Origin of the sequence: Orientia tsutsugamushi (genome assembly GCF_900327275.1) — a bacterium.
GTDB lineage: Bacteria > Pseudomonadota > Alphaproteobacteria > Rickettsiales > Rickettsiaceae > Orientia > Orientia tsutsugamushi.
This window is the reverse complement of the sequence record NZ_LS398548.1, coordinates 1,165,814-1,191,866: the sequence shown is the minus strand read 5'-3', so window position 1 is coordinate 1,191,866 and position 26,053 is coordinate 1,165,814. Positions and strand designations below refer to the sequence as shown.

The window sequence follows — 26,053 nt, the reverse complement described above, 5'->3', positions numbered from 1 at the left end:
AATCAAAATTTGTAAATTTTAAGTAGGTTAATTGGATTATATACTTTTCATCAAATATGATATTTTGCATAACTTCTGCAAAATATGGGATGAATCACGCAGAGTTACTTATTAAGTGTGTTTTAAATATACATATAACGTAAAAATTGTTGCAGTTTATACTATAGTATCATTGAATTCATTTGTCTTTAATAAAATATAACATATTATGTCTCTATAAGTTTATTAAAGTTAATAAGATAAATAATATGAAAAATCTTTTTTTGCAAAACATAAGCCAAGTTTTAGGGCAAGGTATTCAAACTGTAGAAGGTTTAATGAAAAATAATTTACTTGAGGATAGCAAAGAACTGTTACAAGATATATGCAAGTCAATGAAAGATGGGTATGATAATATAGATGGTATTTGGAATACAGGAGAATCTACTCAAGTAAGATGCTTAGTAGATACTGCAATCACAGTTGGTGGAATAGCTGTGCATTGCTTGGGAAAATGTCAGAAATTTTGCCGAAAACATCCAGAAGTATTAGCTGCTCCAGGAGGATCTGCTAAGGCTGTATTGGTTGCTGCTATAGTTTCAGCTGTAGTTTCTGCTTGCTTTAAGTGCATAAAGGCTCTATATGATCTAGTATCTAGCAAATTAGAACAACATAGCAGCATGGAAGAAGCTGCAACAGCTGCGTGTGAAAATTATAATGAGTTATTAAATCAAGACAAGATGGCTGAGTATATGTCTGAAACCAGTGCAACAGCTCAAAGTGCATTGTCTGAGTTGAAGAATAAATTAAGTGAAATTGCGCAAAAGGCTATTAGAACTGTAGATATGCAGAAGCTTAATACTCTTGGTGAAGAAGTAAAGCAGGAAATTACTGAAGAAGTGAAAAGTATAGCTAAAGCAGCTGTTAATGAGCTACAAAACTTAGTAGAAGAAGCTGTTGATAAGTATAGTACTGCTGCACTATCTGTGCAACTATCGCAACAACAATCATTCGCTGCAAAAGTTGATCATTTTCGGCAGTCATCACATTCTGATAAAGAAAAAAACTCTAAAGGAGGAGGTTCAGGTGCACAAGGTTTTTCTCTTTGAGAATGTTTAAACCAATCTTCCTAGAGAAACATAAAATTTAACTAAAAATAATCATATTGCCATTTATAGCAATATGATTATTTTTAGTTATAATATAGCGATAACATAATTATAAGAATTTAAATAAATAAAAGGTAATAATGTCCTATCAGTATGTTTATGTAATGAAAGGATTAAGTAAGGTAATTAATGGAAAGCCAATTTTAAAAGAAACCTGGCTGTCATTTATTCCTGGTGCAAAGATTGGTATAATAGGTCCAAATGGTGCTGGAAAGTCTACACTGTTAAAAATTATGGCAGGACTTGATAAGGAATTTGATGGTGAAGCTTGGGCGGCTAATGGAGTTAAAATTGGCTATTTAGCTCAAGAACCACCGTTAGATTTAAATAAAAATGTTGGAGAAAATATTTCAGATGGTTTAAAAGAAAAAACAGATCTATTGAATCAATTTACTAGTATTAGCTCTAAATTTGCTGAAGAGATGACAGATGATGAAATGTCAGATTTGCTAGCAAAACAAGCTGAATTACAAGAAAAGATTGATGCTATTGATGCATGGAATTTGGATCGTGAAATTGATATTGCTATGGAAGCGTTAAGATGTCCTAGTAAAGATGCTAAAATCGATCAAATTTCTGGTGGAGAAAAGCGTAGGGTAGCATTATGTAAGTTGTTGTTGGAAAAGCCTGATATATTATTACTCGATGAGCCAACTAACCATCTTGATGCTGAATCAGTTTCATGGCTTGAAAACTATTTAAAAGCATATAAAGGCACAGTTGTATCTATTACTCATGATCGGTACTTTCTTGATAATGTAGCGCAGTGGATATTAGAAATAGATCGAGGAGTTTGTGTGCCATGGCAATCCAATTATTCTCAATGGCTTGATCTTAAAGAAAAAAAACTTGCTATTGAGGAAAAAGAAGAAAGCAATATAAGGAAGTATCTTAAAAAAGAATTAGAGTGGATAAATCAATCTCCTAAAGCTAGACAATCTAAAAGCAAAGCTAGAATTACAGCCTATAATGATCTAGTTAATCAACAAAATGAAAAAAAAGTTGGCCCTGCGCAAATTATTATTCCAAATGGACCACGCCTTGGAGATTTAGTTATTGAAGGAAATAATATATCTAAAAGTTTTAATTCTAGAGTCTTACTACAAGATTTTAGCTTTAAAATCCCGCCAGGAGCGATTGTTGGTATAATAGGATCAAACGGGGCTGGTAAATCAACTTTATTAAATATGATTGTTGGTAAGGATACAGCTGATAGTGGAACTATTAAAATAGGTTCAACAGTTAAGTTAGGTTATGTTGATCAATCTAGAGATCACCTAGATGATAGCAAAACAGTATGGGAGGAGATTTCAGGCGGTTTAGATGAAATGCAGCTTGGTAATATAATTGTTAAAAGTAGAGCATATTGTGCTGCGTTTAACTTTCGAGGTAGTGATCAACAAAAAAAAGTAGGTCAGTTATCTGGTGGAGAACGTAATAGAGTACATCTGGCTAAATTACTCAGATGGGGTGCTAATGTTATTCTTCTTGACGAACCATCTAATGATTTAGATGTTGAAACTTTAAGGGCGCTGGAAGAAGCTATTTTGGACTTTGCTGGCTGTGTTATAGTAGTAACACATGATAGGTGGTTTTTAGATAGAATTGCAACTCATATTATTGCATTTGACCAATCCAGTAATGCAACTTGGTTTGAAGGTAATTATCAAGATTATCACAATTATATGACTAAAATTTGTGGTCATGACACTAAAAATCCTAAATATAAACATAAAAAATTTGTATAAGTTAAATTTTAATATATTAATTTTGGCATAAAATGGGATTATCTTTTGGTGAGATTATTGTTGTTGTTATAATTGCAATATTGGTTGCAAAGCCTCATGATATAAAGTATTTACTTAAACAAATTTATTCATTAAAGTTGCTGTTGCAACGTGCGTATCATGAGATATTATCTAGCCTTGACTTAGATAATAAAGAAGATGAGGATTATAATAATCATACTTTAAATTTAATTAGTAATACTAACAGTGATATTGATAAATCTAAGGTAGACCAAATGAATTTTTATCTACAAAAAATTGTAGAGCAAGGAGAAACATATCATGGAGATTATAACTTACCTTCTATAAAGAAATATTTTATAATGATAAAAAAACAAAGTTACAATAAGAAAAAAGATAGTTAAGTAGCATCGAGTTTGCTTTCTAGCTGTTATTACATCTAAAGTTTCTTATATTACCTATAATGATATTGATTTAAGAGAAGATTGTAATGTTTAATATCTTGAAAATAATATTGGAGGATAGCAGATTCAAGTCTGCGCTTTGCTTTATTACTTCCTTCTTAATTTTCTTGGTATTATTGTCATATGATAGTAATGATCCTGGATTTAATATCGCGACTGATGTTACACCAAACAACTTGTTAGGGCATGCTGGAGCTAATTTTACTAGAATGCTGATAGCTATTTTAGGCTCAACAGCATTTTTTTTTCCAATATTTTTGTTTGCATTAGGAAGGAAATATTATTTTCAGCAAGAAATAAGATATTTAAAACTCAAGATTTTATCTGCCATAATAATAATATTGGAGTGTTCTTATTTTATAAGTAATATTGAGAGCCTAGATTTTCAGTATAAGGGAATTATCGGCAGCAGTATCTATGATTTAGTCAAAATCTTTAACCATAGCACTATTATAGGAATTAACAGCATTATGATAGCAATTCTAATAGTCAATCTATCGTTTATTATAGACTATCCATTATCAAATATTATACCATTAATACGCTCACTCACTACACATGCTTTTATTTATATAAAAAATTTTTTTGTTGGACTGATAAGTTTAAAATATTTGACTCGTAATAATAATTCAGATGTGCAGCTACAGCAGCATCAGTTGGTTGTATGCAATAATGATAATGATTTGCTAATAAAAGATGAAGAAGATGGTGATGATAACGCTGTGATGCCTAGTGTTTCTCCGTTCTCTGATAGTAATTTTAGTTGGAATAAAAATAATGATGTTGCTATAAATCATAAGAGCAATACTGACCAAACTATTGTTTTGCCTGAAGTTGATCTACTAGGACAATATGATAACCGTAATGTAGCACCAGAAAGTGAAGAAAAGTTGATTTATAATTCCAAACAGTTGTTAAAAATATTGAATGATTTTGGAATTAAAGGGCATATTTTTAACATTAATCAAGGACCAGTTGTTACATTATATGAATTTGAACCAGCAGCTGGAACTAAATCTTCACGTGTTATTGGTTTATCTGATGATATAGCTAGGTCTTTAAGTGCCTTGTCTACTAGAATATCAGTCATTCCAGGTAAAAATGTTTTAGGAATTGAATTACCTAATTTACATAGAATGTTTTTTAGTATTAGAGAATTGATAGAGTCAGCTGAATATCAAAAATCTGATAAATCTCTGCCAATTATCCTTGGTAAAGATTTAAGTGGGGAGCCAGAAATAATCGATTTAGCTAAAATGCCTCATTTACTAGTAGCTGGAACAACTGGTTCTGGAAAATCAGTAGCAATTAATGCTATGATTATTTCATTGCTCTATCGTCTTACTCCTAATGAGTGTAAATTTATTATGATTGATCCTAAAATGCTTGAGTTATCAGTGTATGAAGGCATCCCTCATTTACTTACACCTGTAGTAACTGATCCTAGCAAAGCAATTATTGCTTTAAAATGGGGAGTTAGAGAAATGGAAAACAGATATAGATTAATGTCTACTTTGGGAGTTAGAAATATTGCTGGTTATAATAGCAGAATTGAGGAAGCAATTGCTAAAAAGCAAACATTGGCTAAAACTTTACATACTGGTTTTGATCATGAAACAGGGCAACCTATATATGAATCAATACCTATTCCATTAGAAAAGTTGCCATTTATAGTTATTATAGTGGATGAAATGGCTGATTTAATGATAGTAGCTGGTAAAGACATTGAATCATCAATACAAAGGCTAGCACAAATGGCAAGAGCTGCTGGAATTCATATTATTATGGCAACTCAGCGGCCTTCGGTGGATGTTATTACAGGAGTAATAAAGGCAAATTTCCCAAGTAGAATTAGTTTTAAGGTAACATCAAAAATTGATAGTAGAACTATTTTAGGAGAAATGGGAGCTGAGCAGTTACTAGGTATGGGTGATATGTTATATATGGGTAATGGAACTACTATCAAAAGAGTGCATGCTCCTTTTGTAGATGATAGTGAAGTTGAACAAGTTGCTAAATTTTTAAGAGCTCAAGCAACTCCACAGTATATTGATAATATTACTGAGATATCAGATGATAACATAAATATTACTTCTTTTTCATCAAATGGTGATGAATCAACAGATGATGAAAGTTTATATAAGCAAGCTGTACAGATTGTCAAAACAGATAAGAGAGTTTCTACAAGTTATATTCAAAGATGTTTACGAATAGGGTATAATAGAGCAGCATTAATAGTTGAAAAAATGGAACGAGAAGGAGTTGTTAGCCCTCCAAATCATAGTGGCAAAAGAGAGATTTTAATAAAAGAGTAACAACGCTACTTGATATCAGCTTAGATTTAATAGCATAGCTTACGCAAAAAAGACATTATGAGTTTTTAACTGTGTCTTGTAACAAAGAAAATGTTGCTACTTCTACGTTTTATAAGAACTACACATGATGCTTTGGCATCATACAGCTCAAGCCTCTTTAAGTTCAATTATCAGTTTAACATCTGAATTAAAAATTAGTACTCAATTTCCTAAATTTTTAGTCTATTTATTTTCTACCTTTTGCTTCAACTTTTTTATAATAGACATCTTTCGAAACTAGTTAAGGTAGTTCAAAATTATAAATGCCAAAGATCAAATTAAATCTAAGACCGAATCTTTTACTTCTATTTCGATATTTATCAGCAATAATTTTGAACTGTTTTAGCATACCGATAACGGTTTCATTCACAACTTTTTCTCGTGCTAACCTAAGATTATTCTTTTTATCATTTTTAGTTGAAGGATTTTTCTTGCTTTTCTTCTTCGGTAATTCAGAATTATTGTGAATTTTTTGTATACCTTGATATCCTGTATCAGTAATCGCTTGAACCTTAGGATGGATAAGGATTTTGGATTCCTTAAATAATCTAAAGTCATGTTTTTTACCGTTAGAAAAATCTGTACATATTACTTGGTGGGGTTTCTTGTCTACCACTATTTGAGTTTTTAGTGTATGCCTTTTCTTCTTTCATGAATAATAGAATTTTTATTTTTTTTATGTCTTTCTATAGGACTCTCAGTAGCATCAATCAAGACTACTTCATAATTCATATCACTCTTCAGTATAGCTTTACGACCTGGAAGAGCAAAGTTTTGGTGTTTTACTAGGGTGCCTTCTACCCATTTTACATCTTTATATGCTGAACTTTCACTAATCCCATAGTTCTGGCCTATATGGAAATAAGTGCGGTATTCTCTAAGGTATTCTAAGCCCATCAGCAACTGTTCCTCCAAATCAAGCTTATTTTTACGCACACCTTTTGATTTCTTAAGATCATCAGCTTTCCTCAAAATATCCACCATCTTTGAAAATGTTCCCTTCCTTACTCCTGTTAATCGACGAAATTTTTCATCCTTTAACTCTTTAATCTGATCGAATTTTATTATTACCTTAAATCAGATCTTTATAACACTATTCTACATCATTCTCTAGTTTCGAAAGAAGTCTAATAAAAGTTAACACAAGTTAGTAGTAAGTTCTATAAAATATAGAAGTTACTAACAACTAACTTTTCTTCTTCATAAACATGACCATTAGCCTTTCTGCTTTTTAAGTATGTTACTAATTTGTTCAATCATTCAGCATCATTATTAAATTTTTTTGTTTGAACTTTATTATTAATTACAAGATGTAGCTTAAAGCATAAGAACAAGCAATAACTACTCTTGCAAATTTTAGAAATTTTATTACAAACTCTATTGCTGGAAATATATTTGTTATGATAAATTGCTAACTTTATAGAATCGATAATTACTCTGATTGCTGCAATAGTACCATATAATATACCTGTCTCATCTCCTAGACAATGCATTATACAGCTAGTGAGTGGTAGCAACATTCTAGGCCATAGTTGTATTATTCTACTATAACTTGGTAAACAAAAGTATCCTTTATACTTATAACGTGCGTAATATAGATAATAATTTTTAAAATCCTTGCATGAAGATAAATAAAAATATATCACTATTGTTAATAACTCAGCTAAGGATAACTATCCATCTCTGTTTCTTTGATTATTACTTGGTATTAATCTCTTTCTTTTGCACTCTTGATATATCTTGCAAAATACGTAGACTTTAAGATTATAGGCATAGATGTAGAAACATAACCCATTTATGTCATATATATTCAGCATTTAAAGATATTTAACTAACTCTAAGAAATAAGATTTATGCTATAAGTTACTATTATAGCTGTAATAGTTGTTAATTTAAACTATAGGTTTTGACTTTGATTTTAAAAGCTTTTTTTCCTCATATAAATTTTATATTAATATCACTCATTTTGCATAAGTTATAGTATCTAATTTAGATAAGAATATTAATTTTTTAGTGGTTGGCATTTTGATTTTTATACTTATTATCAATCATGCTTGTTATCATATTTGTTGTAGGATTTTGTAGTGTATTATTAATATACTTTAAAGCAATATTACTAGAAAAATCAAAAAAATGGCTAAATATTCTTTCTTTAGCTTTATATTTCTCGTATTCAATTCTCTCATGAGCCTGCAATTCATATTCTTTGATTCTTATCTCTAACTCGTTTAGTCTTGATTCAGTAATGTTATTAGCTATCTTTTGCGCTTGGGTAACTGTAGTTATTTTTCTATGTTTTGCTTCTATTAACTTTTTTTTAGCTTCAATAAGCATTTCTTCAGCATTATTACTGATAGAGATTGATTGGTCTATTTTGCTTCTTATATTTTTGATTTTACAGTCTAAAGTATTTATTAAAAAGTTCTTAAAAGGCCTATAGCAAATGATAATAAATAGAATAAAACAAAGTAGCACTTTTATACTCTCTTAATTAATTGTTTTATTTTTATTTAATTTATTATAATACTTATGCAAGTGATCAATATTAGCTTCATGATTTGTAAGTTTTTTAATGAGATCTTGTGAATATTTAATTACTTGCTCTTTATAACTATTTTGAAAATTTATTGTCATTTTTTCAATTTCAGCAATACAATCTGTAACTTTTTGATCAATTTTTTGAGAATGTTTCATCAATCTTTGATTATAAATTTCTTCAGTAGATTTCTTTGCCTGGTTTATAATTTCTTCAGCTTCAAGTTCAGATATATGAGCAATGCGTCTAATTTCTTCATTAATTTGTTGTATTTGAATATTAGTTTGCTCAGCTTTTTTGATGTATGAAGAAATGTGATCATTTCTTTTGCTAAAGATTCTTTCAGCCAAAGGTACAATTATAAAGTTGACCATTAATAATAAAAAAGTAAAAGTAATAACTAACCAAAATAGCTGTGTAGGAAAAAAGATATAATCTAATTGAGGCATATACTTTTTAAGTAAACATTAATAATATTGCCAAAATAAATGAAAACAAACCCATAGCTTCAGCTAGTCCAGCTCCAATTAAAGCAGCTTTCTGTAAATCTTCAATAGCTGAAGGGTTACGTGCTATAGAATTCATCAGTGCATTAAATATGCTTGCAACTCCTAATGCTGCTCCAGCCATGCCAAATGCCATGAAAGCTATAGCTATGTACTTAAAAGATATAGGGTCCATGCATTAATCTCCTGTATAATTTTGTTATTTAAATATAGTATTACATACTATATTTTCAATGTAAATTTACTACATCTCTTAAATAGACACAAGATAAAATTGTAAAAATATATGCTTGTAGGATAGAAATAAACAATTCAAATCCAATGAGTACAACAACTAAAGCTATAGGTAATGGCTTAAAAAGCCAAGTTAAACTAACAATAGACCAAGCAATAATTTTTAGTAATATATGTCCTGCTACCATATTTGCAGTTAGTCGTAGAGACAAACTAATTGGTTTAGAAATGAAAACACATAATTCAATTATGACCATTATCGGTGCTAACCAAAGAGGTATATTTTTTGGTAAAAATAACGAAAAAAATCCTAACTTGTGTCTATAGATGCCATAAACTAAAGTAGTAGTAAATACTATCATTGCTAAACTGAATGTAACTATTATATGGCTAGTAAATGTAAAGGCATGTGGTACCATTCCAAGAATGTTGCCAAGACTAATAAAAAGAAACAATGTAAGTATCAAAGGAAAAAATTTTTTCCCTTGTGGACCTATAATGCTATGTACTAGTTTTATGTTTGACTCATATAATATTTCTCCAAAAGCTTGCCATCTTGAAGGAACAAGTTTACTATTAACAAATGCTGTAATCAACAACAAACCAGCAGATATGCTAACAAATATCATAGCTACTGCTGAGTTAGTAATGCTGATATTATAACCTAGCGCTTCTAGAGGTATAATAGGTTTAATCAAAAACTGGCTTAATGGATTAGCTAACATTACAAGAAATAGTATATTTTTGTGTTTTAAGTAGACTAATTAGGGCTTTTCTGTTGCCCGGTAAGCCCTAAATTACCGCTCAGTACACTGATTTCCTTAAGCTGCTAATGCAAGCCCTTGGAGATCACCGTCTGTAGAATGCTTTTTGTTATCATTTGCATTTCTTTTTTTGACCCATTTAAACAATTTTTATAAATACTGCTTAAAACGACGGAATCATATCGAGCAAAATTTATTATTTTATTAGGTGTGTCGAAACTTTGTCACCCCCATAAGATACAACCACTCCATAGCTTGGTGGAGGTGCCGAGTACTGCCCCCGGGTCCACTACCTCTATTCTTAATAAAACTTATTGCCATAGCTTATTAGCTTATTAATTATAACATTATGATTTTTTATTTACAATAAATATTATTAATGTGCAATGTGAGGTTATATAGCTAAAATAGTATAAAATAGTTATGTTATATTATTAAAATGTGTCTACGTCACAGTGATATTTGATTCTTCCTGATTTAGCTTGAAACCATTTTTTCAATAAGATTTAAATCATTGAGGTAAATACTCTAAATATATGTCTATCTTTTTCTATTATAGTTTTAAATGAGGACGTTTATGAAAACTTGCATTGTCTATCACAACCATAGAATTATTAGATAATTTCTGAATTAAATCCTATTCTATTCTAACAGTTAAAAATAGCAGTATTAACAATTGCAGACTTAATGCTAGTTAATATAGTAAATAATTAAGAATGAAGCGATTAAATATATGATATCTAAATCTAAGACTAAATATGCTTTATATATCGCTATTAAAGATTGTGATATTGAAAAAGTACAGCAGCTTATTAATAAGGATAGTAACGCCAGATTAGGATAAGGGAAAGTATGAAAAATGTAATACAGAAAGCTTATAAAGAATAATCAGTTATTAAGAATGGATATTACACCAGGCATATTTGCTAAAAATATTAGATCAGCAAATGTTAAATACATAGTTCTGAATTAAGTTGTATTTTATGTAATGTATTAAAAGTTATAACGAAATATTACCTTTGCAGACTTTTATGATTATATCCTTTTCTGCTCTTAATAACTCAGCTAAGGATAATTTTCCATCTTTGTTCCTTTGATTACTACTTGATATTAATCTCTTTCTTTCCCACTCTTGATATATCTTGCAAAAATTATCTATTAAATAGTATACTGTTATAATACATTTTTTCATGTTGGGTTATTTTATTTTTATTTAAATTTTTTTTGTAATTCAACATTTTCCCTTTATATACCTTTTATGCTATAATTTTCATACTTTTCATCATCCTAATCTAGTATTTATAGAGTAATGCATCAAAAGAATATATTAATATTAACTGATCAGAATAAATTATACATAGCATTATGTGTTCTATTTTCTGTATTAGTTATAACTAACAATATGGTTTATCAAAAATTTGTTTATTTGCCGTTTTTCGGGTTGCGTATTTTTGAACTTTCTGTAGGAGCTATATTGTATCCTATAAACTTTCTAATTACAGATATAATAGCTGAATTTTATGGAAAAAATCATGCAAGATACTGCATTAGGATTGCAATATTAATGAATATATTAGTTGCTGTGATCATTAAGGTTTTCAGTTTACTTAATGCAACTAGCTGGTCTAAAATTGATAATAATCTTTTTAATCAAATGTTTAGTATGTATCATATAGCTTTTGTTGGTTCGTTATTAGCTAGTTATACATCGCAAATTGTTGATATAAACATATATCTAGGATTGAAATCACTGACTAAGGGAAAATATTTATTAGTCAGAAATAATATCAGTACTGCAATTTCTTTGTTTATTGATACGTGTATTGTTGTAGGATTTTTATGTATATTTAAAATTCTACCTATTCAGATAGCATTTAATTTAATATTTAACAGCTATACTTTTAAATTATTATTTACTATATTAAGTACTCCACTATTTTACATAGCAGTAACTATACTAACCAGAGTTCAATATAAAAAATAGGTCATATAGAGATGTAAGCTATATTACTTATTCCTTATTTGTTTTTGAGATCTTTATACTCACTCCTATCTTTTTTTGTAACTCTCTTTTTTTATTCCTTCTATCACGCTTCTGTATACTATTACTGCAATTCTTATTCTAACTATACTCTAATAACGCCAGATCAGAATAAGGGAAGATATGCAAGGTAGTGAATAAAATGTATACAAGGAGAGAATGTTGAGTTAAAAAGAAAATTTAAATAAAAAAGAAATAACCCAACATGAAAAAATATATTAGACCTCTTTCGAAACTTGGTTAATGTCTTCTCTGCATTGCTTGCTTATGTTTTTAAACATAACAAAATTTCTGTTTCTTTTTTAAGAAGGACTTTTTTGATTCTATCTTTTTACATTTACAATTGCAACTACCTTCTCGAATTAAGCTATAAGCATAAAAAGAGCTATAATATTTATTCTATCTAGATTTTACATTATTTCTTATATCTAACTCGTAGTTAATTATTTTTTAATGCTGCTTGTGCTGCTGCTAATCTAGCAATTGGAATTTTATATGGCGAACATGATATTGAATCTACTTTAACTTTATGAAAAAATTCTACTGAATTTAAATCAGCAGCATGTTCACCACAAATTCCTATTTTCAGATGTTTTTTAGCAGTTCTGCCACGTTCAATGGCTATTTGAATTAATTCACCTACAGCTTCGCAATCTAAAGTTGCAAAAGGATCAGCTGCAAAAATATCATTTTCAATATATTGATTAATAAAAGATGTAGAATCATCTCTTGAAATACCATATGTAGTTTGCGTTAAATCGTTAGTACCAAAACAGAAAAAATCCACTTCCTGAGCCAGTTCATATGCCTGAAGAGCGGCTCTAGGCAATTCAATCATAGTTCCTATTGTATAATCAAACTTACATCTATATTTAAGTAATTTTTGCTGTTCTACTTTTTCTACTATTTTATAAATTATTTGCTTTAACAATTGTAACTCTTTTTTATGGCTAATTAATGGTATAGTAACTTCAATTTTAGGCATAACTTTTAACTCAAGTAATATTTCAGCTGCAGCTTCAAATATTGCTCGAACCTGCATTTCATAAATTTCAGGAAAACTTATACCGATTCTACAACCTCTATGACCCAACATAGGATTGACTTCCTTTAACGTGTTAACTCTTGCATTAAACGTTTCTTGAGAAATGTTTAGATTATCTATGATTCTATTGTATGCAGTTGTAAATGTTGTAGGTAAAAATTCATGTAATGGTGCGTCAAGTAGCCTGATATTAATTGGGATTTGCATTGTAGCAGCAAATAGCTCTTTAAAATCAGCTTTATGCAACAAAAACAATTTTTCAAGCGCATTCAATCTACATTTATCATTATCAGCAATAATTGTCTCCTGAACTAAGCTAATTTTGTTGTCCTCAAGAAGCATATGCTCAGTACGGCAAAGACCGATAGATGTTGCCCCAAGTCGCAGTGCTAATTTTACATCATCGCTAGTATCTGCATTAGCCTTTACCTCAACTGTTTTTATTTCATCAGCCCACTCCATAAATAATTGACATTCCTTAGAAAACTCTGGCTGTAGTAATCTTACGTCTCCTACAAATACTTTACCACTGTTACCATCTATGGTAATTTTACTGCCTTGATACAAACTAATATCGCCTATTTTTATCAGTCCGTTCTGTTGGTCAATTATAACATCTTTAGCAGCACAAATATGTGGCTTTCCTAATGCTCTGCTAAGAATTGCTGCATGAGAAGTTGTATTTCCACCACTAGTTAAAATACCAGAAGATATATGCATAGCTTTAATGTCTTCAGGACTAATATTTGAACATATAAAAATCACTTTATGATGTTGATTAGATAATTTTTCAGCAGCAGCTACTGATAATGCAATTACTCCAGTTACAGCTCCTGGTGTAGATGGAAGTCCTTGAGTTATTACTTTATAATTCTCACTTTCATCAATATATGAGTGTAGTAGTTGATTGAGTGACATTGGATTGATTTTAGCTATCGCCTCTTTTTTGGTTATTAACCCAGAGGCAACCATATCTACTAGTGCCTTAATAGTTGCTAATGCTGTGCATTTTGCAGATCTTGTCTGTAATATATATAATTTCTGCTTTTCTATAGTAAATTCAATATCTTGAATATTACAGTAATGCTGTTCCAATTGTTTGCAATGCTGTAATAACTCTTCATACATCTTAGGCATAGCATACTTTAAGGTGCATTTTTGATCCTTATTATCACTTGATATGGAATGAGATATACTAACTCCAGATACAACGTTATCTCCTTGAGCATTAATTAAAAATTCGCCATATAGTTTATTATCACCTGTTAAGGGGTTTCTAGTAAACACTACTCCTGTTGCTGAATCACTACCCATATTACCAAAAACCATAGCCTGTACAATAATAGCAGTTCCAATATTACCTGAAATATTGTTAAGTTTTCTATATGTAATAGCATGGTGGTTCATCCATGATTTTAATACTGCTTGAATAGCTTGGTGTAATTGAATATTAACATCTTGTGGAAATTCTTGTTTAGTTTCTTTATGAATAATTTGCTTAAAAATTGTAATTAGATTATGTAAATGTTCTGAAGTTAGCTGTTCTTGACTAGTAATATTATTTAATGTTTTAAACTGATTTAAAGCAAGTTCAAATTCTGCAGGTGATACTCCCATAACTACTTGTCCATAAGTTTGAATAAAGCGCATGTAAGTATCTAATGCAAAAATTCTATTACATGTTACAGTACTTAACCCTTCAACTATAATATCATTTATACCTAGATTAAGTATAGTGTTCATAATTCCAGGCATAGATACTGCAGCACTAGACCTTACTGCAACTAATAGCGGATTATTATAATCACCAAAATTTTTTCCAGTTTGATGTTCTAAATCTAGAATAGATGATTTTAAATCAGATATGAAATCACTTGGTAGAGAATCATTATTTTGCAGATAGTAACGATATAATTTAGTTGATATAATAAAACCATGCGGTATAGGTAGCTTTTGACTAAACATCTGAGCAAGTGTTACACCTTTGTTACCAAGTAGATTTTGCAGATTATCTTTCATTATATTACAGGATTGGTATACTGAATTAATATGAGGTAAGTTTGGAGACGTACTTGAAAATCGATAAATCCACTTTGTCATAATATTGCCTCTAAATGATTGTATAGTATTTGCATAAACTAATTATTAAGTTAGGTTATGTTATTTTCAAAGTTATTAATTTTATGCTTAATTAATTTAATATATAGCAATAGCTAAAAAAGTATAGAAAGTAGTATTTATTTATAATATAACTAAGATGTTACTGCGTTTATGATTTGCATCAGTCAAAGAGAACTAATTTTATATAACTAAACTACTATAAAACAGTTATAATAGTTTGGCTATCACTATGAGCTAGATATACTTTTGAAAAGTAAATCATATAACTGTTTTATAGTGACTTAGCTGCAAGAGCATTAGTAGATAAATCTCTGCAACCGTATCAATTTTGAATGCAATGTTAATACTGCTATTTTAAACTGTTGCATAGAACATGATTTAATTCAGAAATTACCTAATAATTCTGTAGTTGTGATCAATAATACAAAGTTTTCATAAAAGTCCTCATTTAAAAATCATGATAGAAAAAGATAAACATATATTAGAGTATTTACCTCCTTATTCTCCTGATTTAAATTCTATTGAAAAAAATAGTTTCAAGCTAAATTAAGGAGAATGAAATATCACTGTAACTTAGACACGCTTTTCAAAAAGTATATAACATAACTGTTTTATACTGGTTTAGCTATTATATACCTACATTAAAACATAATTATACCTCTTTCGAAACTGGTTAAAGTAGTTCAAAATTATTGCTGATAAATATCGAAATAGACGTAAAAGATTCGGTCTTAGATTTAATTTTATCTCTGGCATTTATAATTTTGATCTACCTTAAGCAGTTTCGAAAGAGGTCTATTATAAATGCTCCTCTAACCTTTGTGATTGGTCAAATTTATTATGCAAATTAACTTTTTCATTGTTAGTTGATTGTGAATAAGTTAATTTATGTGGCTTCTTCTTGTGCTCACGTAAGTCAAAACCTTTTTTAAATACAACATCTATGACTCTACCTGAGGCAACAACAATGACTGGGCTCATGGAATCAGCTCGTTTTATAGCAAAATTAGCTAGCTTATCAAAAGCATTGCTAGCTCCAGCTTCATGTCAGCTATTTGCCTTTCTACCTCATTTGGAGAAGTAGTCAACAAGCCTTTCATCATAAAAATTGCCCATTTCTTTAAATAGGTTTCATGGTAATTTTTTGATGAAACCGTCATTTTACGATCAGGCTCCATTGCTGGAATTAATAACCACTTTTCTTCTTTGGTAATTGCAGCCATTATCGCAATTATATTAGCTGCAGCTAGCAATATAGTTACAGAAAGTAAGAATTTATTATATTTAACCAGCTCTTGTATAGCATTTTGCTTAAAGAGATGATTCATTATTTGCCAACTTTTTTGCCCAGCAATCTTGAATATCCTAATGGAGCTGGCAATAAACCTTTAGCTACTAAAAAACTTTTTAGCAAAAAATTCTCTGATACCTTCTTAAATTTCTTAAAGCAATAACATAGAGCAATTCCTCCAACCATAAATGCTAGGCCTAATTTAGCATGCCTGCTGTTTACTAGTACAATTCCTGGAGCTACTCCAGCTAGCACTACTACCCATTCATCAATGCTCAAACCCATATACTTCAACGGCCTCGATAATGCCCAACATAATTTTTGATTTTGCATAATCACCTTCAGCCGCAATTGTAGCATGAGATTTCTCTATAATAGATCTCTTTCGAAACTGGTTAAAGTAGTTCAAAATTATAAATGCCAAAGATCAAATTAAATCTAAGGCCGAATCTTTTACATCTATTTCGATATTTGTCAGCAATAATTTTGAACTACTTTAACCAGTTTCGAAAGAGGTCTATTATACTGTTTATTTGATAGCAAATTTTTTATACTAATTTGTTCATAATACATATAACTTAAAAATCACTTTTTAATCTCAGGTTGCATATATTTTTCGACCATTAGATTAACCTCTAGATTAAAAACTGGCTACCAATTTCCTAAATTTTCTGTCAACCTTTTGCTTTAATTTTTTTGTTATATTGACAAATATTGTATTATATTTATAGTTAAAGTTGAAGCTTGATTAAAAATATTAATAAAAGTTAACACAAGTTAATAGTAGGTTCTATAAAGTGTAACAGTTAATAAAAATTAACTTTTCTTCTTCCTTATATTTGATCTACCTTTGCATTTTTACCTATAGCACATCTTATTGATTATAAGATGAAGCTTAAAGCCTAAGAACCAGCCATAACTACTCTTACCAATTTTAGAAAATCTGTTAAAAACTCTATTGCTGGAAGTACGTTTATTATGACAAATTGCTAACTTTGTAGAATTGATGTAATATATACTTTTCAAAAAGCCTATCTGAACTCTAATAGCTAACATAAAAGATGAATGTAATCTAAGGGAGATAAGAATAAGGAAGGGGAATAATTGTTTGCTTAAGGTAGTGGTTGATAACATTACGAAGCTCATTATAGGTATAAGGTTTTTCAATGAAGGCTACTACTCCCATAGAATAAAGCAGGTTTTTAGTTTCATAGGTTTGGCTATAACCTGAAATAATAATAATAGGAATACCATACATTTTTGTTACTGTATAAATTTCCTGCACAACTTGCTCTCCGGTTTTTTCAGGCATCACCATATCAAGTAATACCAAAGAGTACTGTAATGGATTTTCCTTAATCAACTTAACAGCTTCAAAAGCATTATTAACTGGTTCTGGAGTATATTGTTCAGCATATATATCTAAAGATATTGCATCCAAAACATTTTGATCATCATCAACTATTAAAATGCTTTTATTAACTCTAATATGATTCTCAAGCTCCTTGAGAGAATTAATGGAGTTGCATTCATAACCAAATCCTTTTAATAATTTAGCTATTCTGTCTTTATATATTTTACCAAAAACCTCACTTTTACTATAAACAGCTTTATTGAAGCCGCCTTCTGGCTGTCGTAATGGTAATCTAAAAGTAAATTTGCTTCCTCTATTATTAGGTCGATTTTCTGCCCAAATTTCACCATGATGTGCTAATATAATTTCTCTAGCAAGTGTTAACCCTAACCCACGGCCACAAGCCTTAGATTTAGTTCTGCTACTTTCCTCAAATGGTACAAAGATTGCTTCTAGCTCATTTTCTGGTATTCCAACTCCTTCATCTTCAATTGATACTTCTACTCCAGATCTATATGGCTTTACTGTAATTAGAATCAAACCAGACTGAGAATATTGAATCGCATTTGAAATAAGATTCAGCATCACAGTTTTAATTCTAGTATGATCAAATTCAAACATTGTCTCAGCTTGAGGAACATAGTTTAAACTAATTATATGTTTTTCAGCTACATTTACTTTGTTGCACTCAGCAATTATTTCTTTTAGCATTAATTGAAAGTTATTAAGCTCTATATCAAATATCATCTGCCCTTGTGCAAATTTTGATAAATCAAACAAATTATTGCTATATGCTACTAATCTCTCGATACCAGAATTTGCTAATGTCACCATAGTTAATACTCTTTCTTTTTCTTTGAGAATCATCTCAGTGTCCTTATAGTATTTTGGTAAAAATTTGCTTAGTAAATTAATAGTAGTGCGGACGACTGATAATGGTGACTTTATTTCATGACTTAAATTATTAAGTATATGTTTTTCAGTATTAAGAAGTATTTCCATTTTTTGGCTTTTAGTATTTAAACGCAGATTAAGAACATCAACATCATTTTTTAGCTCTAGCATAGATCTAGTGTTATCTACAAATTGATTTTGTCTTAATCTAATGAACAATAGTATAGCGCCCAATAATGCTAATGCCCATATGACATACATCCCTAAATTATTATCAACTTCATTATAATCAGCTAAGTAACCTCGCCAACTAGCTAATATGTTAAATACTCTTGCCCCAACTGGTACACCTAACAATATCATAAACAAAGCTGTATGCCATTGTAATAATATTCCTGCTACAACTAAGTTAGATATAAAACACATTAGTAATATTGGAGATGAACCACCAATCATAGTTAATAGAGTATTGCTAAATACTAAAGTATAAAATATCGTAATATGCCAAATCAGCCCTAAATATTTAGTTCGAAAATCTGCATTCCATTTATTATTATATAGCAAAGCTGTAGTCATCACTAACCCTGAAAGTATAACTGACACTTTTGTAATCAACCAAGCTGAAGCTACATTATGCTCTACTTGTCCACATAATGACATAACCATTAACGATACAGCTGTAATAACGGAGTACTCAATATAATAGTGCTTCCCACGAAATGTTTCATTATTACAGTAAGCACAAATATTATCCCAGCTAAAACTATGATATAAAGACTTAAAGAAGCTTGAAATAGAATTAATCTGTTGCTTGCGTTTTTCTTTAAGAACATTTAGTGGCCTGCGATCACTAGGCCCAACCCACCCTCCTGGCTCCCTAAGACAGTAGTGCATTATCATCATTACAACAAAATTTGCTATAGTTGCTGGCATTAAATCACCTATTGGTAATGCTGCATTAAAAAATTTGTTCCAAATAAATGTAGTTGAGATTCCAGCAATCATACCTGATACTATAACTCTAGTAGTAGTTCTAAATCCTAAAATTGTAAACATTACTGGTATTCCTATTATTGGGCTATAAAAACTAGCTCCAAATAATAATATACCTATCAAATTTTTTTGCGAAAGAGCCATACATAATCCCAATATACCAATAAATATGGAAAATATTCTAACTGCTATAATCTCTAATTTTGCATTAGTTTGAAATAATCCTAAGGGTTTACACAAATCGTTTACAAAGACAACTGAGGCAGAATTAATATATGAGTCTGCTGTTGACATAATCATTGCAGATATTCCAATTACTACTAATCCCTTAAATCCAGGATATGCATAGCTATCTATTATATACGGTACTAAATTATTAGTTTCTATGTTTTGATGTGATGATAGCAGTATTAATCCTATAAATCCAACAAACACGCAAAATAGCAAATGCATTGGGATCATAATTTTAAAAGCTTTAGATGCTTGTACTGTATTACGAGAAATTAAAATTCTATGAAACATAGCTGGATTTGTATCTGGTAAAAAACAATAAAAAAATATTCCATAATATTGTAATGTATTGATATTATGATAGTCTAGCAATATTTTAGGATCAAATATAGGATTTGTAGTTAAAGTATTTGCTATAGATTCCCAACTACCTAACATTCCCCAAATCAGTATTGCTAAAGTTGGAATAAATGCTCCAAATGCTAAAGACTGAAAAATATCAGTAAATACTACAGCTCTAATGCCTCCAAATGCTGAATATATAATAACTACCATACTGCTAATTACGGTTGCATATACACTATCTATTCCTAAAAAATGATTAAATATTGTAGAAAAAACTTTAATTTGCATAGCAATCCCTGTTGCAGACCTGATGATAACACAGGCAGCTCCTATGATTCTAATATGCTTACCATATAGATCACCCATTACATCAGCTACAGATACCTTACCAAAAAATTCCTGCATTCTTGGAATTAAGATATAAGGATAACAAAGTAACCCTAGTATTTGCCCAATAATAGGAAGTACTGCAAGTATCCCAAGTGCATATATCTCATATAATCCTAAGCTAAAAGTACTACCACCAATAAAGGTAGCTATAAGAGTTGAGGCAAGTGATGCTGTACTAAAATTTTGTCCGCCGAGTGCATAATCTCTAACAGACTTTACTTCTTTTCCATACCATAACCCGATAGCTAGATTAGCTATCAAGAATAATCCAACTAAAATTAGGTCTATATTCAATGCAGGCATTTAAAACTTACTCCTTCTCATGTTATTGTATGTATATAAATAATATTAAGACACATAATAAACCTTAACTATATCAATGTGCTTAGCTTGTATAAAGCTTTATTTGTTTAGCTACAACTAACTTAATAATTAATTAGTGATATAATATGTTAGTATTGTCAATATCATACTTTTAGTAGAAAATTCTTTAGCTTAGTGTAAACAAACAGTGTAGGCAGTTTTACTTGAATGTGCTATGAAGAGTATATAAGCTTGCTATAGAAAGAGCAGAGTTGAAAATGAAGATCTAACTACATAAATAGAAATAGAGACTATGTAGATTTCAGTAATATAATAGCATACCGTAATCAAAGTTTGATATAAAATATTGTAGCACAAAATCTAGTTGAAATAAAAATCATTACTTTATTTAATACTGATGTGTAGAGTTAAACATGTATTTTTGTGCTTCTTTTATTCAGAATAATTTGAAAAAGTTCTCTATTATACAAAAGTCTTTGCTATAGAAAGTGTAGCAGTTTGTATGGTTTCTTATGGTAGTATGTCTGTCTTTATATATATCTTCTTTATTCTTATAATTTTTCTGTTTTTTAATATTAATTTATCGCTGTAACTCTTATTCTTCCTCCTTTCATTGTTCTGCGCATATTTAACTTGAGCTAAGATTAAGTATGGTTATATTTGTATTGCACAAATAGTAAACTTAAATTATAAGTCTACTTAAACCAATAAACAGTAGTTAATATGCAAAGAAAGATAGTATTAGATACAGAAACAAGTGGTCTTGACCATAAGCAAGGACATAGAATTATAGAAATAGGTGCAGTTGAGTTAGATAGCGATTGTACAGAAATACGCAACACTTTTCATTACTATATAAATCCAGAGCGAGATATATCTAAAGAAGCATATAAAGTACATGGATTATCTCGTGATTTTCTTTCTGATAAGCCTAAGTTTCGAGAAATTGTTGATGAGTTTTTGCAATTTATTGACGGAGCGCAGCTTATTATGCATAATGCAAATTTTGATATGCAGTTCTTAAATTCTGAATTATTTAGAATTCGTAAATCTGCTATTCCAAATACTTGTGTAATAGATACTTTAACATTAGCCAGAAAGCGCTTTCCAAAAGAAAGGGTGAATCTAGACGCACTATGTTATAAATTTCGTATTGATACTTCAGATAGGCTTCTGCATGGAGCTTTAAAGGATGCTCAGTTGCTTGCTTTAGTTTATGGGCGTATGATGCGTGGTATGCAGGTAGTTCTACTTGATGATACTAAACATAACAAAGAGATAATAATATCTAATTGTGCTACAAACATTAACAATACAGTAGTTGTAGAGCCTACATGCGATGAAATTATACAACATCAACAATTGTTATCTAAAATTCATAAGCATTTGTAAAAAGAATTATAGTATTTATTTTTTGTATATTAAGTATCTTGAAGTAAGAAATAAAATATGGTATAATTACCGCTTGGTAGCATATTTAATTGTGTTTAAAGCTAGTTTTACAAAAACTTTATTAACTTGTTGTAACTCAAAAGCTATATGAGGTTTTTTTATAGCTTTCAAGGTTTATAATTTAAGGTATGTAAAAAATTTAAAGATTATACTGAAAGTATGGAACATCAACAACAGGAACAATTTAAGATTGGAGATAAGGTAGTTTATCCATCTCATGGAGTAGGTGAGGTAATTAGTATTGAAAATCAAGTATTTTGCGGAAAAGAGTTAAGGGTGTATGTTGTTTCCTTTCCAATGGATAAAATGACTTTAAAGGTGCCAGTAAATAGTAAAAGTGCTTCAGGGTTAAGAGCGATTAGTTATAAAACTGACACTGATAAAATATATAAAATATTATGCAGTCAATCTCAACCAGGGAATAGGATGTGGAGCCGCCGTGCTCAAGAATATGAAAATAAGATTAATTCTGGAGATCTTTGTTCTATTGCAGAAGTAGTTAGAGACTTGTATAAAAATGCTGAAGTTGATCGCTCTTATAGTGAAAGGACAATTTATGAGTCAGCAATAACTAGACTTGCAAGAGAGTTAGCTATCTTGGAATCTGTAAAATATGAAGAAATAATTGAAAAGCTAACTGAAATCTTGAAAAATAGAAATACTGTATAATCAACATACATAAGAAGTTTATTGTGAATGTTATTGGTATTGAGTCTAGTTGTGATGATACAGCTATTGCTATAGTTAATAGTAATAGAGAGATAATTGCTAATGTAGTAATTTCTCAATATACTGAACATCTTCCTTATAGCGGTGTAGTACCTGAAATTGCAGCTAGGGCTCATCTGAAAAATTTGCAATATGCTATGAAAGAGACTTTAAATCAAGCAAAAATTAATTTGACAGATATTGATGTAATTGCAGCTACATCTGGGCCTGGCTTAATTGGGGGGATAATAGTAGGCTCAGTATTTGGGCAGGCAATTGCATGCGCTTTAGGCAAAGATTTCATTGCGGTAAACCATTTAGAAGGGCATATACTAGCGGTGCGGCTAAACGAGGACATTAGTTTCCCTTATTTGTTATTGCTTGTTTCTGGAGGGCATTGCCAATTTATTGCAGTATTGGGAGTTGGTAAATATAAGATTTTAGGACAGACTATTGATGATGCTGTTGGTGAAGCATTTGATAAAACAGCTAGACTATTAAAACTTGGATATCCTGGAGGACCAATCATTGAAAAATTAGCTAGTAAAGGTGATCCTCACAAATATTCTTTACCATTATCAATGACAAAGAAACCTGGCTGCGATCTATCATTTTCTGGATTAAAAACAGCAGTTAAGCAATTAATATTTAGTATAGAATCTTTATCTGAAAAAGTAATTTGTGATATATGCGCTTCGTTTCAATACACTGTAGTTCAGATTCTACTGTGCCGTAGTATTAATGCTATTAAATTGTTTGAAAGTTATTGTAGCAATAATTTTAAAATTAATAGGAAGAATTATTTTGTTATATCAGGAGGAGTAGCAGCTAATCAATATCTGAGACAAGAAATATTTAATTTAGCTAGTACATATGGCTATTGCGGTGTTGCTCCACCTAGCAATTTGTGTACTGATAATGCAGCAATGATAGCTTGGGTAGGAATAGAAAGATTAAACGCTAATTTATTTAGTAGTAATTTTGTTCCAAGAGCTAAATGGAGTGTTGAAGAACTTTAATTTAATAGCATCATTCATGAATGTAAAAAACATAAGATATTTTACTTCTAACTTAGCTAAGTCTGCCCAGATAGCAAATGAATTACAACAAAAATATAGTATTCTACCATTAAGTGATAAAGATAATTACAGTGATAGTATTGATACTATCATAGTTATTGGTGATGATGGTGTATTCTTACATGCCTTAAAAAATTTTCTGCATCTAAACGTAGGCTTTTATGGTATTAATGTTGGAAATTTAGGTTTTTTAATGAATAGCTATAACAATAAGCACGATTTAATAGAACAAATTAGCTCTGCTAAAGTAGTTTCAATTCATCCTTTACGAGCTAAAGTGGCCTATAACGATGCTACTAAGGAAAAAATTTGTTTTGCTTTTAATGAGTGTACTATCTTACGGTATAGCTCTCAAGCAATTAAACTAGATATTCAAACTAACAATGTGTTTCGACTTAATTTATTTGGAGACGGTGTATTAGTAGCAACAGCAGTTGGTAGCGCTGCATATAATTATGCAGCTGGAGGAATGGTGTTACCATTGGCAGCAAATTTATTATCAATTACTGCAATATCTCCGTTTAGGCCAAAAGGATGGCATGGAGCATTAATACACAATCGTAGCAGTATCGATATTACTATACATGATTATACAACAAGGCCAGGGTATTTTACAGCTGATTTACAAGAAATTTATAATGTTACTACTGTAAATATTACAGAAGCTCAAGATCAGAAAGTTAAATTACTTTTTAACGCTGAAAGTGATCTAGAATATAAATTGCTTAAAGAACAATTTAGTACATAGAAATATCAAAATGGAAAAAATTTCTTCTTTAGTATGCAAAGAACCTGCTATTACATATCAATGTAGTAATATATCAAGAGTATTGAAAATACTTAATCTTCAGGATTAAACTCAAGAACAAGTTGTTGCCATGCATTGTATTCTTCTTTTGGCAACTTTTGAAATGGGCTTGCCGCCCAAATTGCTCGTTTAACATTTTGAATAAATACATTGCAAACTGTAGTATTATTATTAGGGCAGTTATGACTAATATCTGTAATATTTTCAATTGTGCCATCTAATGTTAAGTTTACCATTAATACTGTACTGATTCCTGGTATAAATCCTATAGTATGATTCCAATGCGCTTGAATTTGATACTTAATTGTGTCTGTATAACTTGTGCTATTAGTATTATTAGTATTATTAGTATTATTAGTATTTTGTCTGCTAGCATGATTGTTAGCTATATGTTGTTGTTCAGCTGCGATATTGCTTGTAGCAAGATTATTCTTTTGAGTAATTGAATGACTTGTATCGGTAGTATGAGGAACGCTAGTTTTATCCTCGATATGACTGCTTTTTAAAGGTGGATCTATAACTTTAGGAATTATATGCTGAGTAGTAGAAGCATTACTTTCTGTTGTAGTAGCAGCATTAGTTTTATGTTCTATAGGCGAGTTTTGTAAAGGTGGCTCTATGACTTTCGGTATAGCTTGAGGAGTGGAAGCAATTTTTTCTGGAACATGGGAAGTACTAGCTTTTTGTTCGATAGAACTACTTTGTAAAGGCGGCTCTGTAACTTTAGGAATTATAAGCTGAGTAGTAGAAGCATTACTTTCTGTTGTAGTAGCAACATTAGTTTTATGTTCGATAGGTGAGCTTTGTAAAGGTGGCTCTATAACTTTCGGTGTAGCTTGAGGAGCGGAAGCAATTTTTTCTGGAACATTGGAAGTACTAGCTTTTTGTTCGATAGAGTCGATTTTTAAAGGTGGCTCTGTAACTTTAGGAGTTATAGGTAAAGTAGGTGATGGAGCAGGAGTAGTAATAGGCTTTATCTTATTGCTAATTGAGTTATAATTAGTTAGATTATTTCTAGCATTATGCTTTATATTAGGTTTGCGAAGATTGTTTTGTTTTAATTGAAAAGTGGTTTGTTTGTTATTGGTTGCTTTTTGAGCATTGCTGGTTGTTTTATTGGTTACTTTATTCATTTGAACAAGCTCAAGACTGATTATTTTATTATGAAGTTGAGGTTGTTGTGAAGTAAAAAATATTGCTACATAACTTAATATTAAGTGGCA

18 protein-coding genes, 1 other RNA gene and 9 pseudogenes are annotated in these 26,053 nt (G+C 30.2%); 12 read left to right on the top strand and 16 right to left on the bottom strand.

All coding sequences use genetic code 11. The features are described from left to right. The first annotated feature begins 248 nt into the window (after window positions 1-248). The 5 genes and pseudogenes from DK405_RS06275 to DK405_RS06260 all read left to right on the top strand — a co-directional run. Window positions 249-1,088 carry a hypothetical protein gene (locus DK405_RS06275; RefSeq protein WP_045912695.1) on the top strand — a complete coding sequence of 280 codons (840 nt, stop codon included), beginning with the start codon at window positions 249-251 and terminating at the stop codon, window positions 1,086-1,088. Window positions 1,089-1,228: 140 nt separating this feature from the next. Then, window positions 1,229-2,896 (top strand): energy-dependent translational throttle protein EttA, encoded by a 1,668-nt coding sequence (gene ettA, locus DK405_RS06270; protein ID WP_045912694.1) that lies wholly within the window; start codon window positions 1,229-1,231, stop codon window positions 2,894-2,896. A gap of 32 nt (window positions 2,897-2,928) precedes the next feature. Further along, window positions 2,929-3,300, top strand: a complete 372-nt coding sequence (locus DK405_RS06265) for a DUF2672 domain-containing protein (RefSeq protein WP_045912693.1) — start codon at window positions 2,929-2,931, stop codon at window positions 3,298-3,300. Window positions 3,301-3,386: 86 nt separating this feature from the next. Then, a pseudogene (locus DK405_RS15750) lies at window positions 3,387-3,872 on the top strand (DNA translocase FtsK 4TM domain-containing protein); the annotation flags it as partial. A gap of 285 nt (window positions 3,873-4,157) precedes the next feature. Continuing rightward, window positions 4,158-5,675: pseudogene (locus tag DK405_RS06260) on the top strand (DNA translocase FtsK); the annotation flags it as partial. 280 nt (window positions 5,676-5,955) lie between these two features. Here the strand turns inward: DK405_RS06260 and DK405_RS06255 are convergent. The 8 genes and pseudogenes from DK405_RS06255 to DK405_RS16135 all read right to left on the bottom strand — a co-directional run. Next, a pseudogene (locus DK405_RS06255) lies at window positions 5,956-6,779 on the bottom strand (IS5 family transposase). Between the two features lie 227 nt (window positions 6,780-7,006). Further along, window positions 7,007-7,492: pseudogene (locus DK405_RS06250) on the bottom strand (transposase); the annotation flags it as partial. A 232-nt stretch (window positions 7,493-7,724) separates the two neighbouring features. Further along, complete coding sequence (locus DK405_RS06245) at window positions 7,725-8,189, bottom strand: F0F1 ATP synthase subunit B family protein (protein ID WP_045912688.1); 465 nt, start codon at window positions 8,187-8,189, stop codon at window positions 7,725-7,727. 12 nt (window positions 8,190-8,201) lie between these two features. Further along, entirely contained in the window at window positions 8,202-8,699 is a 498-nt protein-coding gene (locus DK405_RS06240; RefSeq protein ID WP_045912687.1) for a F0F1 ATP synthase subunit B family protein, read from the bottom strand. Between the two features lie 7 nt (window positions 8,700-8,706). Then, window positions 8,707-8,931 carry a F0F1 ATP synthase subunit C gene (locus DK405_RS06235; protein WP_011944645.1) on the bottom strand — a complete coding sequence of 75 codons (225 nt, stop codon included), beginning with the start codon at window positions 8,929-8,931 and terminating at the stop codon, window positions 8,707-8,709. Window positions 8,932-8,986: 55 nt separating this feature from the next. After that, window positions 8,987-9,715 carry a F0F1 ATP synthase subunit A gene (locus DK405_RS06230; protein WP_045912686.1) on the bottom strand — a complete coding sequence of 243 codons (729 nt, stop codon included), beginning with the start codon at window positions 9,713-9,715 and terminating at the stop codon, window positions 8,987-8,989. 38 nt (window positions 9,716-9,753) lie between these two features. Next, window positions 9,754-10,125: a transfer-messenger RNA gene (gene ssrA, locus DK405_RS06225) on the bottom strand. Between the two features lie 647 nt (window positions 10,126-10,772). Then, window positions 10,773-10,946: pseudogene (locus DK405_RS16135) on the bottom strand (IS982 family transposase); the annotation flags it as partial. Between the two features lie 117 nt (window positions 10,947-11,063). Here DK405_RS16135 and DK405_RS06215 point away from each other — a divergent pair. Next, on the top strand, window positions 11,064-11,738 hold the full coding sequence (locus tag DK405_RS06215) for a queuosine precursor transporter (RefSeq protein ID WP_045912684.1): 675 nt from the start codon (window positions 11,064-11,066) through the stop codon (window positions 11,736-11,738). A gap of 496 nt (window positions 11,739-12,234) precedes the next feature. Here the strand turns inward: DK405_RS06215 and ppdK are convergent, their stop codons facing one another. Then, window positions 12,235-14,859: a pyruvate, phosphate dikinase gene (gene ppdK / locus DK405_RS06210; RefSeq protein WP_045912890.1), complete on the bottom strand. Its 2,625-nt coding sequence runs from the start codon at window positions 14,857-14,859 to the stop codon at window positions 12,235-12,237. Window positions 14,860-15,379: 520 nt separating this feature from the next. Between ppdK and DK405_RS14130 the strand changes: the two genes are divergently transcribed. Together DK405_RS14130 and DK405_RS06200 are read left to right on the top strand one after the other, a co-directional pair. Next, window positions 15,380-15,511 (top strand): transposase, encoded by a 132-nt coding sequence (locus DK405_RS14130; protein ID WP_458693001.1) that lies wholly within the window; start codon window positions 15,380-15,382, stop codon window positions 15,509-15,511. 132 nt (window positions 15,512-15,643) lie between these two features. After that, window positions 15,644-15,739: pseudogene (locus DK405_RS06200) on the top strand (IS5/IS1182 family transposase); the annotation flags it as partial. A 20-nt stretch (window positions 15,740-15,759) separates the two neighbouring features. Here the strand turns inward: DK405_RS06200 and DK405_RS06195 are convergent. From DK405_RS06195 to DK405_RS06165, 6 genes and pseudogenes are all read right to left on the bottom strand, one after another. After that, the gene (locus tag DK405_RS06195; protein WP_080946490.1) at window positions 15,760-15,942 is read right to left on the bottom strand and encodes a conjugal transfer protein TraB; all 183 of its coding nucleotides are present in this window, start codon (window positions 15,940-15,942) and stop codon (window positions 15,760-15,762) included. Window positions 15,943-15,998: 56 nt separating this feature from the next. Beyond that, window positions 15,999-16,289, bottom strand: a pseudogene (locus tag DK405_RS06190) (TraE/TraK family type IV conjugative transfer system protein); the annotation flags it as partial. Continuing rightward, window positions 16,289-16,612 carry a hypothetical protein gene (locus DK405_RS06185; protein ID WP_064612805.1) on the bottom strand — a complete coding sequence of 108 codons (324 nt, stop codon included), beginning with the start codon at window positions 16,610-16,612 and terminating at the stop codon, window positions 16,289-16,291. The gene DK405_RS06185 and the pseudogene DK405_RS06190, both read right to left, overlap by 1 nt. A 35-nt stretch (window positions 16,613-16,647) precedes the next feature. Beyond that, a pseudogene (locus DK405_RS06180) lies at window positions 16,648-16,743 on the bottom strand (IS5/IS1182 family transposase); the annotation flags it as partial. 385 nt (window positions 16,744-17,128) lie between these two features. Further along, window positions 17,129-17,272: pseudogene (locus DK405_RS06170) on the bottom strand (transposase); the annotation flags it as partial. 52 nt (window positions 17,273-17,324) lie between these two features. Further along, on the bottom strand, window positions 17,325-20,762 hold the full coding sequence (locus DK405_RS06165) for a hybrid sensor histidine kinase/response regulator (RefSeq protein ID WP_064612806.1): 3,438 nt from the start codon (window positions 20,760-20,762) through the stop codon (window positions 17,325-17,327). A gap of 744 nt (window positions 20,763-21,506) precedes the next feature. Between DK405_RS06165 and dnaQ the strand changes: the two genes are divergently transcribed. From dnaQ to DK405_RS06145, 4 genes are all read left to right on the top strand, one after another. After that, complete coding sequence (dnaQ, locus tag DK405_RS06160; RefSeq protein WP_045912566.1) at window positions 21,507-22,175, top strand: DNA polymerase III subunit epsilon; 669 nt, start codon at window positions 21,507-21,509, stop codon at window positions 22,173-22,175. Between the two features lie 219 nt (window positions 22,176-22,394). Then, entirely contained in the window at window positions 22,395-22,904 is a 510-nt protein-coding gene (locus DK405_RS06155; RefSeq protein ID WP_045912565.1) for a CarD family transcriptional regulator, read from the top strand. Window positions 22,905-22,927: 23 nt separating this feature from the next. Next, window positions 22,928-23,962: a tRNA (adenosine(37)-N6)-threonylcarbamoyltransferase complex transferase subunit TsaD gene (gene tsaD, locus DK405_RS06150; protein WP_080946455.1), complete on the top strand. Its 1,035-nt coding sequence runs from the start codon at window positions 22,928-22,930 to the stop codon at window positions 23,960-23,962. Window positions 23,963-23,978: 16 nt separating this feature from the next. After that, on the top strand, window positions 23,979-24,770 hold the full coding sequence (locus tag DK405_RS06145) for an NAD kinase (RefSeq protein WP_045912563.1): 792 nt from the start codon (window positions 23,979-23,981) through the stop codon (window positions 24,768-24,770). A gap of 92 nt (window positions 24,771-24,862) precedes the next feature. On the opposite strand, the gene DK405_RS06140 is transcribed toward DK405_RS06145, so the two are convergent. Further along, complete coding sequence (locus tag DK405_RS06140) at window positions 24,863-25,963, bottom strand: hypothetical protein (protein WP_231967660.1); 1,101 nt, start codon at window positions 25,961-25,963, stop codon at window positions 24,863-24,865. Window positions 25,964-26,053 lie beyond the last annotated feature (90 nt).

What these genes read in the sequence shown, in the direction of transcription:
- DK405_RS06275 (WP_045912695.1), top strand. Translation starts at nt 249, where the DNA reads ATGAAAAATCTTTTTTTGCAAAACATAAGCCAAGTTTTAGGGCAAGGT.
- ettA (WP_045912694.1), top strand. Translation starts at nt 1,229, where the DNA reads ATGTCCTATCAGTATGTTTATGTAATGAAAGGATTAAGTAAGGTAATT.
- DK405_RS06265 (WP_045912693.1), top strand. Translation starts at nt 2,929, where the DNA reads ATGGGATTATCTTTTGGTGAGATTATTGTTGTTGTTATAATTGCAATA.
- DK405_RS06240 (WP_045912687.1), bottom strand. Translation starts at nt 8,699, where the DNA reads ATGCCTCAATTAGATTATATCTTTTTTCCTACACAGCTATTTTGGTTA.
- DK405_RS06235 (WP_011944645.1), bottom strand. Translation starts at nt 8,931, where the DNA reads ATGGACCCTATATCTTTTAAGTACATAGCTATAGCTTTCATGGCATTT.
- DK405_RS06230 (WP_045912686.1), bottom strand. Translation starts at nt 9,715, where the DNA reads ATGTTAGCTAATCCATTAAGCCAGTTTTTGATTAAACCTATTATACCT.
- DK405_RS06215 (WP_045912684.1), top strand. Translation starts at nt 11,064, where the DNA reads ATGCATCAAAAGAATATATTAATATTAACTGATCAGAATAAATTATAC.
- ppdK (WP_045912890.1), bottom strand. Translation starts at nt 14,859, where the DNA reads ATGAAAGATAATCTGCAAAATCTACTTGGTAACAAAGGTGTAACACTT.
- DK405_RS06195 (WP_080946490.1), bottom strand. Translation starts at nt 15,942, where the DNA reads ATGAGCCCAGTCATTGTTGTTGCCTCAGGTAGAGTCATAGATGTTGTA.
- DK405_RS06185 (WP_064612805.1), bottom strand. Translation starts at nt 16,612, where the DNA reads ATGCTACAATTGCGGCTGAAGGTGATTATGCAAAATCAAAAATTATGT.
- DK405_RS06165 (WP_064612806.1), bottom strand. Translation starts at nt 20,762, where the DNA reads ATGCCTGCATTGAATATAGACCTAATTTTAGTTGGATTATTCTTGATA.
- dnaQ (WP_045912566.1), top strand. Translation starts at nt 21,507, where the DNA reads ATGCAAAGAAAGATAGTATTAGATACAGAAACAAGTGGTCTTGACCAT.
- DK405_RS06155 (WP_045912565.1), top strand. Translation starts at nt 22,395, where the DNA reads ATGGAACATCAACAACAGGAACAATTTAAGATTGGAGATAAGGTAGTT.
- DK405_RS06145 (WP_045912563.1), top strand. Translation starts at nt 23,979, where the DNA reads ATGAATGTAAAAAACATAAGATATTTTACTTCTAACTTAGCTAAGTCT.
- DK405_RS06140 (WP_231967660.1), bottom strand. Translation starts at nt 25,963, where the DNA reads ATGAATAAAGTAACCAATAAAACAACCAGCAATGCTCAAAAAGCAACC.